This is a genomic window from Streptomyces sp. NPDC050416 (genome assembly GCF_044458845.1).
Taxonomy (GTDB): Bacteria; Actinomycetota; Actinomycetes; order Streptomycetales; family Streptomycetaceae; genus Streptomyces.
The window spans coordinates 292879-306550 of record NZ_JBITII010000007.1; the positions used below are offsets into that span (position 1 = coordinate 292879).

At 72.8% G+C, this 13672-nt stretch carries 8 protein-coding genes; 6 read left to right on the forward strand and 2 right to left on the reverse strand.

From position 1 onward, the window contains the following. The first annotated feature begins 101 nt into the window (after window positions 1–101). The 5 genes from ACIBL4_RS23500 (at window position 102) to ACIBL4_RS23520 (ending at window position 8394) form a co-directional block, all read left to right on the forward strand. Window positions 102–4310: an NEW3 domain-containing protein gene (locus tag ACIBL4_RS23500; RefSeq protein WP_399413095.1), complete on the forward strand. Its 4209-nt coding sequence runs from the start codon at window positions 102–104 to the stop codon at window positions 4308–4310. Continuing rightward, the gene (locus ACIBL4_RS23505) at window positions 4307–4978 is read left to right on the forward strand and encodes a peptidyl-prolyl cis-trans isomerase (RefSeq protein ID WP_399413097.1); all 672 of its coding nucleotides are present in this window, start codon (window positions 4307–4309) and stop codon (window positions 4976–4978) included. The genes ACIBL4_RS23500 and ACIBL4_RS23505 overlap by 4 nt, the downstream gene beginning before the upstream one ends. 127 nt (window positions 4979–5105) lie before the next feature. Then, window positions 5106–6479 (forward strand): extracellular solute-binding protein, encoded by a 1374-nt coding sequence (locus ACIBL4_RS23510; protein ID WP_399413099.1) that lies wholly within the window; start codon window positions 5106–5108, stop codon window positions 6477–6479. A gap of 2 nt (window positions 6480–6481) precedes the next feature. After that, window positions 6482–7519, forward strand: coding sequence for a carbohydrate ABC transporter permease (locus ACIBL4_RS23515; protein ID WP_399413101.1), 1038 nt, complete (start codon window positions 6482–6484; stop codon window positions 7517–7519). After that, window positions 7516–8394, forward strand: coding sequence for a carbohydrate ABC transporter permease (locus tag ACIBL4_RS23520; RefSeq protein WP_399413103.1), 879 nt, complete (start codon window positions 7516–7518; stop codon window positions 8392–8394). Before ACIBL4_RS23515 ends, ACIBL4_RS23520 begins: the two co-directional genes overlap by 4 nt. Here ACIBL4_RS23520 and ACIBL4_RS23525 read toward each other — a convergent pair. Together ACIBL4_RS23525 and ACIBL4_RS23530 are read right to left on the reverse strand one after the other, a co-directional pair. Further along, window positions 8358–10538, reverse strand: coding sequence for a glycoside hydrolase family 3 N-terminal domain-containing protein (locus ACIBL4_RS23525; protein WP_399413507.1), 2181 nt, complete (start codon window positions 10536–10538; stop codon window positions 8358–8360). The two genes, ACIBL4_RS23520 and ACIBL4_RS23525, sit on opposite strands and share 37 nt — an antisense overlap. 80 nt (window positions 10539–10618) lie before the next feature. Then, entirely contained in the window at window positions 10619–12277 is a 1659-nt protein-coding gene (locus ACIBL4_RS23530) for a BadF/BadG/BcrA/BcrD ATPase family protein (protein ID WP_399413105.1), read from the reverse strand. A 22-nt stretch (window positions 12278–12299) separates the two neighbouring features. Between ACIBL4_RS23530 and ACIBL4_RS23535 the strand changes: the two genes are divergently transcribed. Beyond that, complete coding sequence (locus tag ACIBL4_RS23535) at window positions 12300–13565, forward strand: glycosyl hydrolase (RefSeq protein ID WP_399413509.1); 1266 nt, start codon at window positions 12300–12302, stop codon at window positions 13563–13565. Window positions 13566–13672 lie beyond the last annotated feature (107 nt).

Sequence of the window (13672 nt, forward strand, 5' to 3'; positions counted from 1 at the left end):
CCGGCCGTGCATGGATGAACCACCAAGTTGACGTGAAGATGGTTGTTTGAATCACTCCTGCCGTGCAGGATGGGGCTCCCCAGAGCACTCGTAGGAGCCCCATGCGCGTCACCTCTGTCGAGTCGACCGAGCTCTTCACCGGGACCACCGAGCAGCCGCGCCAGGTGGTGGCCGTCGAATTGAGCCACACTCCGGGCCGGACCGTGCGGCTCACCGTCGAGGGCCCGGGCCTCACCGGCACCGCGGAGGCCACCGCCGGCGAGGACGGCACCGTACGCGCCGAGGTCCCCGTCACCGGCGAGGACCTGGCGCCCGGCGACCGCCGCGAGATCACCGTCACCGCGGCCGACGGCGACCAAGTCACCTCCCGCACAGGCGAGTTCACCGTGGCGGAGCCCGGCTGGACCATGTTCATGGTCAGCCACTTCCACTACGACCCCGTCTGGTGGAACACCCAGGGCGCCTACACCGAGACCTGGGACGTCGCCGACGACCCCGCCGCCACGGGCCTGCCCGCCCGCACCTTCGACTCGCGCGGCCAGTCCGGCATGAGCCTGGTCCGGGCCCACTGCGACCTGGCCCGGCGCGACCCCGCGTACACCTTCGTGCTCGCCGAGGTCGACTACCTCAAGCCCTACTGGGACGCCTTCCCGGAGGAGCGCGCCTTCCTGCGGCAGCTGATCCGCACCGGCCGCGTCGAGATCATGGGCGGCACCTACAACGAGCCCAACACCAACCTCACCGGCGCCGAGGCGACGATCCGCAACGCCCTGTACGGCGACGGCTTCCAGCGCGGCATCATCGGGGCCTCCCCCGAGACCGCCTGGCAGCTGGACGCCTTCGGGCACGACCCGCAGTTCCCGGGGCTGATGGCGGACGCCGGGGTGAACTCCAGTTCGTGGGCGCGCGGGCCGTTCCACCAGTGGGGGCCGACGCTGTCGGTGTTCGGCGAGGAGCCGAGGGACCCGGGCCGGATGCAGTTCCCGGCGGAGTTCGACTGGATCGCCCCGTCGGGACGCGGGCTGCTGACCGCGTACATGGTCAACCACTACGGCGCCGGCTGGGCCATCGACAACGCGCCCACCCTGCCCGAGGCGGAGGCCGCCGCGTACAAGCTCTTCCAGCGGCTCAAGCAGGTCGCCCTCACCCGCAACGTGCTGCTCCCGGTGGGCGGGGACTACGCGCCGCCGTGCCGCTGGGTCATGGACATCCACCGCGACTGGAACGCCCGGTACGTCTGGCCCCGCTTCATCAGCGCGATCCCCCGGGACTTCTTCGCCGCCGTCCGCGCGGAACTTCAGACGGAGGGCCGCAAGGCCTCCCCGCAGACCCGCGACATGAACCCGGTCTACACCGGCAAGGACGTCTCCTACATCGACACCAAGCAGGCCCAGCGGTACGGCGAGACCCTCCTCGCCGAGGCCGAGGCCTGGGCGACGCTCGCCTCCCTCGTCACCGGCCGCCCCTACCCGGACGCGGCCCTGGACAAGGCCTGGCGGCAGCTCGTCTACGGTGCCCACCACGACGCCATCACCGGCTCGGAGTCGGACCAGGTCTACATCGACCTGATGACCGGCTGGCGGGAGCTGCACGATCTCGCCCGCAGCGTGCACGCCGACGCGACCCAGGCCCTGGCCGACCAGGTCACCCCGGGCGACGGTCCCGACCTGGTCGTGTTCAACTCCGCGACCTGGGAGCGCCGTGACGTCCTGACCGTCGACGACCCGGGTCTCGTACCCCGGGGGCTCCCCGCGGTCCGGGAGGACGGCCGGCTCCACATCGTCGTCCCGGACGTACCCGGCATGGGCCTCACGGCGCTCCCGCTCACCGAGGGCTCCGTCCAGGGCTGGGCGCCCGGCGAGGGCCTCACCATCCGCAACGAGTTCTACGAGGTGACGGTCGACCCGGCGCGCGGCGGCGGCGTCAGCGGGCTGCGCGCCCTGGCCGAGGGCGGCCGGGAGCTGCTGCGCGCCGGTGACATCGGCAACGAGATCGTCGTCCAGGAGGAGTACCCGAGGCATCCGCGCTTCGGCGAGGGCCCCTGGCACCTCACCCCGACCGGCACGACCGCGGCCCGCAGCCGGGACGTGACCGCCGAGGTGAGCGTCGAGCACTCCCCCGCCGGCTCCCGCATCACCGTCACCGCCGACCTCGGCCTCTTCCGCTACACCCAGCGCTTGACGCTGTGGCAGGGCGTCGACCGGCTCGACGCCACCACGACCGTCGACGGGTACGACGGTGCCGACCGGCTGATCCGGGTGCGCTGGCCCTCCGACGTACGGGGCGGGCTGCCGGTGCACGAGGTGGCGGACGCGGTGATCGGGCGCGGGTTCGGCTTCGTCGAGGTGGACAGCGAGCGGTTCCCGTGGACGCTGGACAACCCGGCCAACACCTGGTTCGGCCTCGGCTCCACCGCCCGCGTCGCCGTCCACGACGACTCCGGCGTCCTCCTCGGACACCGCTCGATCGGCGTCGCCGAACTCGTCTACTCCGACTGGGACATCGCGGGCGACCTCGGCGCCCCGCTCGCGGCGGCCCTGGTCCGCGCCGGGGTCACGGCGACCTCGACGATCGCGGGCGGCCCGCGCTACGGCGACCTGGAGGTCGACTCCAACCTCCCGGACGTCCGGATCGCCGTCGGCGGCCCCGACCGCAACGCCGTGGTCGCCGAGGCGCTCGGCTGGGACCCGGCGGCCGGGCGGGAGCTGAAGCGCCAACTGGCCGAACGGGGCGTGGCCGCCGTCTGGGTCGCCCCGCGCGCCTGTCTGCGCGAGGAGTGGGTCCCCGGGGCCGATCTGCGCGACCTGGAACGCCTGCCGCTGCTGGTGGTGGCGGGCGCCCGCCCCGAGGACGACGCCAAGGCGGTCGACGCGCTCGTCGCCGACCTGGACGACTTCACGGTGACGGCCACGGCGGCCGGCGGCGGCGAGGCGCTGCCACCCGGCGACGCCTGGGACGGCCGCAGCTTCGCGATCCTCAACCGCGGCACGCCCGGCTGCGTGATCACCTCCTCCGGGGACCTCTACATGTCCCTGATGCGCTCCTGCACCGGCTGGCCGTCCGGGATCTGGGTGGACCCACCGCGCCGCACGGCCCCCGACGGCTCGGGGTTCCAGCTCCAGCGCTGGTCGCACACCTTCGAGTACGCCGTCGTCGGGGGCACCGGAGACTGGCGCGAACTGCGGCTGCCGCGGGCGGGGCACGCGTACAACCGCCCGCTGACGGCACGGCTGCGGCAGTCCGCCGGCGCCCTGCCCCGGGCGGCCACCCTGCTCGGTCTGGAACCCGCCGGCCAGGTGCTGCTCGACGCGCTCAAGCCGCTCGGCTCCCCGCTGGCCCGGGGCAGCCAGGCACCCGTGGATCCCGGACGGGGCCTCGTCGTCCGCGTGCACGAGGTCGACGGCCGCCCGGTACGGGCACGCGTCTCCGGGCCGGTGGCATGGGCGGCGGGCGCCCGCGCCGACGTCCTGGAGAGGCCCGGGGCGCCGCTCACCCCGGACGAGACCGGCGGCCTCGAAGCCGACCTGACCGGCTTCGAGGTCGCCACCCTCCTCGCCGCGCCGGCCCACGCGCCGGAAAGCGCGGCCGGACCGGGCATCGGCCCCCACGAGCCCGCGCAGCCCGTCGCCACCCGCTACTGGCTGCACAACTCCGGCCCCGCCCCACGCGGCAACATGCCGGTCGCCGTGTACCTCTCCCCCACCGCCCTCACCGCCGACGGCCCGGTCACCGCGACCGTCCGGGTCTCCTCCGAGCTCACCGACGCGCCCGTCTCGGGCACGGTGACCTTCGAGGCACCGCCCGGCTGGCGCACCGAGCCCGCCACACTCCCGTACACACTCGGCCCGGGCGGCTTCACCCTCACGGACATCACGGTGACACCCCCGCCGGACCCCGTCCCCGGCCGGCACTGGCTCGCCGCGCGACTGTCCCACGGCGGCCAGACGTACGAGGACGTGGCAGCCCTGGACGTGCCGGACGGGCGCACGGGCCCGACTCTGGTGACGAATCCGGGAGTTGAACGGGTGACCGTACGCCGGGGCGAACGCATCCGGGTCCCCGTGACCCTGCGCAACCCCACCCGTGGCCCCGTCAACGGCACCCTGTGGGCCGTGTCCTCGTGGGGGACCTGGCCCGGAGTCACCCCGGCCTGCCAGGGCTTCACGGTGCCCGGCGGGGAACAGGTCGAGTCCGTGATCGAGGTGAACGGCGCCGCGATCCCCCCGGGTTCGTACTGGCTGATGGCGAAGACCGCCTGGCACGGCTGCGTGGCCTACACGAGGGCCGTCGAGCTGCGGGTGACGCCATGACGCAGGACTACGCGGCAAGCATCCGAGGCAAACCGATCCCCAAGCAGCACGTGGAAACATTCCTCCGCACCGATGCCCTCAGGGGCGCGGGGAACTGCGCGACCAGCCACAACGGCGCGGCACCCGCACACGGGCATGGCGCTGCACTCTCCGCCCGCGCAGCCCGCCAACGAAGACGCTGGGCAACCCAGGTCATCGTCACCGACGAACTCGCCCGCCACGCCTGCGCAGCACGCGGCCTGCCCCCACCGGACGACGTCCTGCCGATGCACCTGCTCACCATTCCGGAAACCGACGTCGCCGACCTGGGCAGCATCATCGCCGCAGCCCTCGCCCACTCCCCCGCCGCCCGAGCTCTGCTCGCCGCCCTGGAACGCGAACAGCACATCCCGGAAACGGCCGTACGGGACTACTACGACCGCAACCAGGACCGCTTCCTCACTCCCGAGGCACTGCGCCGCGGCGTCGACCCCTACAACGCCCCGGACCCCTCGGACATCCAGCCCTACGAGCATGTCCAAGACGGCATCGCACGGCAGCTGCGGCACGCCGCAGCCCGACGCGCCTTCTTCGACTGGCTCGACCAGGCAAGGGCCGACGTCGTGTACGCCGAAGGCCACGAACACCCCGGCGATCCCTCCCAGCCGGACCACGAACACCGCCACTGAGCGCCGTACGCAACCGAACAGCAACACGGCAAACCATTGACCTCCGATGAATTCTGGTCCACCTTTTCATCAATCGAAGTCCAACTTGGTGATTTGATCCAGCATGACTGGTCCCAGGAGGGCAGCAATGCGCGCAAGAAGACTCACCGGATCCCTGACCTGTCTGGTCGTCCTGACGCTGACGGCCGCCGGCTGCGGCCTGGCCGGCGGCGGTTCCGACGGTGGCGACGCCACCGCCGGCGGCTGCAAGGTCGACAAGGGCAACGTCGGTTCCGGCACGCTCTCCGGGGACGTCAAGGGAAAGATCACTTTCCAGACCACCAACCTGAAGAAGGACTTCGGGAAGTACTTCAACGGCGTCATCGACGCCTTCGAGCAGGCGCACCCCGGCACCGAGGTCAACTGGATCGACGACCCGGGCGACGCCACCTTCACCCAGCGCCTGGTCGCCGACGCACAGGGCTGCACGCTGCCGGACGTGGTGAACATCAACGTCAACACGGCGGTGGCGCTGACGAAGAACGGCTACCTGCTGAACCTGGACGACAAGGCCCCGGACGCGGGCAAGCCGTTCGCGCCCGCGCTGTGGAAGTCCAGCGTGTACGCCGACGCGGACGGCAAGAAGGTGCACAGCGTGCTGCCCTGGTACTCCGGCGGCATCGTGCAGACCTTCAACACCGACCTGATGGAGAAGGCGGGCCTGGACCCGGCGAAACCTCCGACGACCGTCCTCGGCCTGTTCGACGACGCGGAGAAGATAGCCAAGGCCTCCGACGGCGAGTACTACGCGTTCCTCGCCAACCCGCAGTTGCGCATCCCCGCCGACTGGCAGCAGATGGACATCAAGATCCTCTCCCCGGACGGCAAGAAGTTCACCTTCGCCGACGATCCGAAGACGGCCCGGTGGGTCGAGGCCATGACGAAGCTCTACAAGGCCGGCGGCATGCCGAGGGACTCCCTGTCCTCCACGCAGGACCCGGCCAACGTCTACGGGCAGGGCAAGCTGGTCTACGGCCCCACCAACCCCAACTTCCTGCGGTTCATCCAGCAGAACAACCCGAGCGTCTACAAGAAGACCGGCGTGGCCCCCTTCATGCTGGACGCCCTCGGCCACACCGTCGGCGCCCCGCAGTACATCGGCGTGGCGTCCACCAGCAAGAACGCCTCGACGGCGCTGGCCTTCGCGCGGTTCCTGACGAACGCCGAGAACCAGCTCGCCTGGGCGAAGGACCCGAACGTCGTCATCTTCCCGTCCACCACGGCCTCCCTGAACGACCCGTTCTTCCAGTCGGTCAAGGGCGACGACCCCTTCGCCGAGGCCCGCAAGATCGTCGCCAGTGACCGCAAGACCGCCACGGCCGACGAGATCGCGCTGACGCCCGGCGAGCTGAACGCCATCTCGGCCCAGATCCAGCTGGCCATGCAGGGCAAGAAGAGCGCCGAGGACGCTCTGAAGGAGGCGCAGTCCAAGGCGAACCAGCTCATCGAGCAGGGCAGTTGAGGATGACCCAGCCGACCGTCCACCAGGCGCCCGTCCCCGCTCCCCCGGGTGCGGGCGCCCGCCGCCCCGGCGCTTCCCCCTCGCACCGTCCGCCGGGGCCCCTGCGCCGCGCCCTCCGCTTCGTCACGCCCGGCCCGAGCGCCGACGCGGGGGGCGCGGCGCTCTACCGCCGCTGGTGGCTGCCGTGGCTGTGGATGACCCCGGCGATCCTCGGCGCGACCGTCTTCGGGGTCTTCCCGTTCCTCAACACGGTCGTCGTCTCCTTCACCGACGCCAAGCCGCTCGGCGGCGCGTACGACGTCGTCGGCCTGGAGAACTACCGCCGGATGCTGGGCGATCCGGACTTCTGGGTGGCCACCCGCAACAGCCTGCTGTACGCGCTGTTCGTGGTCCCGCTGATGGTGCTGCTGCCGCTGCTGCTCGCGATCCTCGTGGAGAAGAACCTGCCGGGCATCGGCTTCTTCCGCTCGGCGTTCTACACGCCGGTCCTGGCCTCCAGCGTGGTCGTGGGCCTGAGCTGGCAGTGGCTGCTGAGCGACCAGGGACTGGTCAACACCTGGTTGCAGAAGGCGCACCTCATCCGCGAGGCCATCCCGTTCCTGTCCGACTCGTGGCTGATCCTGCTCTCGGCGATGGGCCTGACCCTGTGGAAGGGCCTCGGCTGGTACATGATCTTCTACCTGGCCGCCCTCGGTAACGTCCCCAGGGAACTGCACGAGGCGGCGGCCGTGGACGGGGCGGGTGCCGCGCGCCGGTTCTGGCACATCACCGTGCCCTGCGTCCGCCAGTCGATGATGCTGGTCGGCACCCTGACCGGCATCGGCTCGCTGCGGGTCTTCACCGAGATCTACATGCTGGGCGGTGCCACCGGCGGCCCCGGCGGTGCCGACCGCACCCTGCCCTTCTACATCCGCGACGTCGGCCTCGACCCGCTCACCGGCAACGCCGGCTACGGCGCGGCGGTCAGTGTCGCCCTATTCGCACTCACCCTTGGCCTCACGCTGCTCGCCCAGCGCCTGACGAAGGAGGACGAGGCATGACGACCGCCGTCGACAAGCGCCGCCGCCTGATGCCCCGCTGGCGGGACTACGGCCGCCCGCGCGAACTGGTCGTCCGCTACCTGCTGCTGGTGTTCGTCCTCTTCATCACCGTCGGCCCCCTGCTGTGGCAGCTGCTGTCGTCCCTCAAGGGCGCGGGTGAGGACGTCTTCGGTGCGGGCGCCTCCCTGATCCCCCGTCACCCGTCGCTGCGGGCGTACCGCGAGGTCTTCGACCAGGTGCCGGTGTGGACGTACATCCGCAACAGTGTGGTCGTCGCCCTGCTGTCCATCACCAGCCAGCTCGTCTTCTCGACGATGGCCGGCTACATGCTGTCCAAGCCCGGCTGGAAGGGCCGCAAGCTGGTCTGGATCGTGTTGCTGGCGTCCATGATGTTCCCCTTCGAGTCGATCATGGTGTCGTTGTTCCTGAGCATCCGGGACATGGGCCTGGCCGACCACCTGGCCGGGGTCTGGCTGCCCGGCTTCGTCGCCGCGATCAACGTCCTCATCATGCGGGCCGCGTTCCTCGCCGTGCCGCGCGAGATCGAGGACGCGGCGATGCTGGACGGGGCGGGCGAGTGGAAACGCTTCCGGTACCTGTATCTGCCCTCCGCCTACGGCGCGATCCTCGTCGTCACCATCAACACCTTCATCAGCGCCTGGGACGACTTCCTGTGGCCGCTGATCGTGCTGCGCACCGAGGACCACTTCACGCTGACGCTGGGCCTGGCCCGGCTCCAGACCTCGTCCTTCGGCTACGACCAGCGGATGGTGATGGCGGGCTCGGTGATCTCCGTGATCCCCGTGCTCGTGCTGTTCGTCATCACCCAGCGCTGGTTCTACAAAGGCGTTTCCTCGGGGGCCGTGAAACTCTGAGTCGGTACGGCGGTCAGGGCGGCCCGCGCGGACGCGGCGACGCGGAACTCGACCACCGTGCCGGGCGGAACGGCGGCGGCGAAATCGGCGCCGAGCGGGAACGTGACCGTGCGGGTCTCGCCCGGCGCCAGGTCGACGACCCGGAAACCGTGCAGTTCGAGCGTGCGGGGCCAGACGGTGGTCCGCAGCCGGCGCAGATAGAGCTGGGCGACGGAACGGCCATGTCGCCGACCGGTGTTGGTGATGTCGGCCTCGACCCCGTGCCCGGACAGCCGCGGCGGGCCGTACGCGAAGGTCGTGTACGACAGTCCGTGACCGAAGGAGTGCAGCGGCTCGGCGATGTCGTCCACGTAGCCGCCGTACTCGGTGTCCTTGTGGTTGTAGTAGACGGGGAGCTGGGCCGCTGAGCGGGGCACGGAGAGCGGCAGGCGGCCGGCCGGCTCGGCGAGCCCGAGCAGCACCTCGGCGATCGCCTCACCGCCCCACGGGCCGGGGTACCAGGCGGTGAGCAGCGCGGCCGCCGTGTCCGGCACGACGTGCGGGCGGCCCTGGATCAGCACGACCACGGTCGGCGTCCCCGTCGCGACGACGGCGTCCAGGAGCGCGTACTGCGCCTCGCCCAGCCGCAGTCCGGCCAGGTCGACGCCCTCGCCGCAGGTCATCTCGGAGACGACGGTGCGCGCGGCCCCGTTGGCGTCGAACTCGGTCCCGGCCGAGCGCGTGCTGCTGCCGCCCAGCACCAGCACGGCGACATCGCATGCGGCGGCCTGGGCGATCGCCTCGGGGATGCCGGACATGTCGCCGCCGGTGAGGGCGCAGCCCCGGGCGTGGCGGATGTCGACGCCGGGCGGGGCGAGATTGCGCAGCCCGTCGAGGACACTGGTGCCAGTGCCGGGCCGTTGCGGGGCGGTGTAGTCGCCCAGTTGGTGGGTGACGGTGTCGGCGTGCGAGCCCAGGACGGCGATACGGGAGACGGTCCCCGGGGATAGGGGCAGCAGGTCGTGGTCGTTGCGGAGGAGGGTGACGGCGGCGCGGGCGAGGGCGGTGCTCAGGTCGCGTCCGACGGCCGGGGGAGGCAATGGGCAAGTGCGGTAGGGCTGTTCGAACAGCCCCAGGCGGAATTTCAGCCGCAGGACGCGCGCCACGGCCTCGTCGAGAGCGGCCTCGCTCACCAGGCCTCGCTCGACCGCCGCCTCCAGATGCGTGAACCCCTCGTCCCACAGGCTCAGATCCACACCCGAGTCGAGCGCGAGGGCGCCCGCGGAGACCTTGTCCCCGGTGATCCGGGCCAGCCGGTCCACGGCCAGCCCGTCCGCCATGACGAGGCCCTGGAAACCCCAGCGCTCTCTGAGCAGTTCGTGGAGCAGGGCGCGGTTGCCGGAGCAGGGCAGGCCGTCCACCTCGTTGTAGGCGGCCATGACGGCGGCGGCCCCGGCCCGGACCCCGGCGCGGGCGGCGGGGAGGTGGATGTCGTGCAGCTCCCGGAGCCCGAGCTCGGACTCGGCGGAGTTGCGGCCGCCGACGGTGGCTCCTTGTCCGGCGAAGTGCTTCAGGACGACGGGGGCCTTGTCGGCGGGGAAGTACGGAGCGGGCGCGCCCTGCATGCCGCGCACCAGCGCCTCCGTCAGCCGTGCGGCCAGATACGGATCCTCGCCGAAGCACTCCTCGGTGCGCCCCCAGCGTGGATCACGGGCGATGTCGAGCGCCGAGACCAGGGCGACATGCCCGCCCCGGGCGCGCAGTTCGGCGGCGGCGTGCGCGGCGGCCCGCTCGTACAGTCCGGGGTCCCAGCCGGCGCCGACGGCCAGGTTGACGGGCAGAACCGTGCCGTCGAGGGCCATGTGCCCGTGCGGCATCTCCTCGACGAACAGGGCGGGGATGCCGAGGCGACTGCACGCGACGACGTGGCGCTGGACGAGGTGGGCCAGTTCAGCGCCGTCCGGCGCGCCGGAACCGGTGGCGTGGTCCACCCCGGACCAGGCGTCGGCGCGCAGCAGCCCGTACAGCGCGCCGAGTCCGGCGAAGCGCTCGGTCTCGGCGTACAGGGCGTCGGTGAGTTCGAAGCCGCCGTCGGGGGTGCGGCGGTAGGCGTCCCAGCCGTACATCCGCTGGTTGAGCTGGCCGGCCTTCTCGCGCAGGGTCATACGGGAGAGCAGGTCACGGACGCGGGCGTCGACCGGGGCGGCGGGGTCGCGGTACAGGGGCGTGCCCTGCCGGGTGGCGGTCACGTACGGCCGCCGTGGGCGAGGCGGGCCAGGGCGACGGCGCCCCGGCAGCCGTCGGGGACCCAGTCGAGGGTCAGGCCGAGGGCACGGAGACGGGCCTCGAGGCGGTCGGTGAGGGGCCCGTCGGGCCCGAGCAGCCCACCGGTGGCGACCACCCGTTCCCCGGCTTTCGGCTCCAACGCCCGCACGCTCTCGGTGAGTTGATCCGCCGCCTCGTCGAGAATCGCCAGGGCGACCGGATCCCCGACGTCCCGCGCCGCCGCGACGACCAGCGGCGCGAGCCGCGCCAGACGGATGGGGGGCTCGGCCATGACGGCGGGGAGCAGGTGCCTGCGGTAGGCCTCGCGGTGGGGGCGGGACCAGGGGATGTGGTCGTGGGGCGGAAGGGGCCGCCGCCCCACGACCGAAGCCCCAGCAACACCGACCTGGCCCGGGCCTCTGGCCACGCCGGACTGCGCGGTGCCCCTGCCCACTCCGGCCTGCCCCGCGCCCCCGGCAACACCTGCCTGCCCCGGGCCCGTTGGCCCTCCACCCGCGCCGCCAACCACGCCGCTCCGCGGCTGATCCGCAGAGCCCTCACCCCCAGCCCCTCCGGGCCGCCCCGGATCCGCCGACCGCCCACCCATGTCCCCGGCCCCTCCGGACGGCCCCGGACCCGCCGACCGCCCACCCGCGGCGCTCGCCCCGGGCCCCGGCCGCGCTGCCTCTTTCCGCCCGTGGCCCGGCGCGCCCTCCGCAGGTCCGGTCACGCCGGTCGCGTCCCCGTCCACACCGGTCTCCCCCGGCCCTCCCCCCACAGCCCCGGCCCCTCCAGACCGCCCCGGCCCCGCCGACCGCCCACCCATGTCCCCGCCCCCTCCTGACTGCCCCGGACCCGCCGACCACCCACCCTCAGCGCTCGGCCCCGTCACCGGCGGTACGCCCTCCTGCCGCCCGTCACGGGACGTGCCCTCCGCGGTGCCCGGGACCACGTCCGGGGACAGTCTCCGCACCGCGCCACCGGCCGCGCCACCGCCGGGCAGGACGTCGCCCGGCAGTCCGAGTTCCCGCCCCACCGCCTCCGCCAGTGCGGTCGGCGCGCCCCTGCCGTCGGCCATGCGCAGCGCGGCCCGTACCGCCGCGCGGCCGATCCAGAAGCCGCTGCCGTCGTCGCCTAGGAGCCAGCCGTCGCCGTCCACGGTGGTGACGGCACGGCGGCCGGTGACGCGCATGGCGACCGCGCCCGTGCCGGCCACCAGGGCGAGACCGTCGGACGGGGCGCCCGGCGCGGAGGCGAAGGCCGCTTCGATGTCGCTGCCGATGACCGGCGGGCCGGCGTCGATGCCCAGCCGGTGCAGGGCGGCGGTGAGGGCGGTCAAGGCGTTGCGCCGCCCCGGCTCGTCGGCGGCGGCGCCGGTCGCGCCCGCGAAACCGCCGGCCACGGCCACGACCCGGTCCCGGACCGGCTCCGGCACGGCCCGCCCGACGGCCTCGACGAGGTGTTCGGTGAGCTGCGGCGACGGCACGGTCAGCGCGTTGCCCGGCCCGGCGGCGCCCTCGCCCACCGGACGCCCCTCGTCCGCCGTCGCCAGGACCGCACGGGTCCGCGTGCCGCCCGCGTCGATTCCGATCACCAGGGCCGAGACGCCTTGACGCTCCTGGTTCAATTCATTACCCATTGCCGACTATGGTGATTGATGTATTCATCCAGGGCAAGCACCAGGCAGGCCTCGACCCGAGGAGGATCCCATCCCCACGCTCCGCTTCGGCGTCAACTACACGCCCCGCCGCGGCTGGTTCCACTCCTGGCACGACTTCGACCCGAAGCACGCCCGCGAGGACCTGGACCAGATCGCCGCGCTCGGCCTCGACCACGTCCGGGTCTTCCACCTCTGGCCGCTCCTCCAGCCCAACCGCACACTCATCCGCACCGCCGCGGTCGACCAGCTGACGCACCTGGTCGACCTGGCCGCCGAGGCCGGTCTGGACGTCCTCGTGGACGGCGTGCAGGGCCATCTGTCCAGCTTCGACTTCTACCCGGAGTGGACCCGCAGCTGGCACCACCGCAATGTCTTCACCGACCCGGAGGCCGTCGCCGCCCAGGCCGAACTCCTGCGGACCCTCGGCCGCGCCCTCGCCGGCCGCCCCAACCTCATCGGTCTCCAGCTCGGCAACGAGCTCAACAACCTGGTCGAGCACAACCCGGTGACCCCGGACGAGGTGGACCACTACCTCGACACCCTGCTGGCCGCCACCCGCGAGCACCTGCCGCCGGGCCGGCTCGCGACCCACTCCGCCTACGACGCCGCCTGGTACGGCGACGACCATCCCTTCACCCCTGAGGCCTCGGCCCGCAAGGGCGACGTCACCACCGTCCACCCCTGGGTGTTCTCCGGCGACTGCGCCCGCCGCTACGGCCCCCGCTCCCCGCAGGTGCTGCACCTCGCCGAGTACGGCACGGAACTCGCCAAGGCCTACGCGGAGGACCCGGCCCGCCCGGTCTGGGTCCAGGAGACGGGCGCCCCCGAACCACACATCCCGGCGGCCGACGCGCCCGGGTTCGCCCGGGCGACCGTACGGAACGCGGCCGGGTGCGAGGGCCTGTGGGGCGTGACGTGGTGGTGCTCCCACGACGTGGACCGCGCCCTGGCCGACTACCCGGAACTGGAGTACACCCTGGGCCTGTTCGACGCGCGGGGCAGCGCCAAGCCGATCGCGACCGCCCTCGCCGAGACGGTCGCGGAGGTCCGCGCGGGGCACCACCCGGCCCGCCCCCGCGACACGGCCCTGGTCCTGGACTGCACGCCGTCCACGCGTTCCGTGTCCGGCCCGGGAGGCGCGTACTTCGACGCGTGGATGACCCTGCGCACCGAGGGCGTCCGCCCGGCGGTGGTCCTGGCGGCCCGGGCGGACGACGCCGCCCACCTGGCGGCCCGCGGCATCAAGGAGGTCGTACGGGTGCCATAGGGGTGCCGCAGGGAAGCCGCGCGGATGCCGCAGGGTTGCCGTAGAGCCGCCGCCGGGGCGCCGTGCAGCCGCCGCAGGCAGGCGACGCCGCACGGATACCGCCGGGA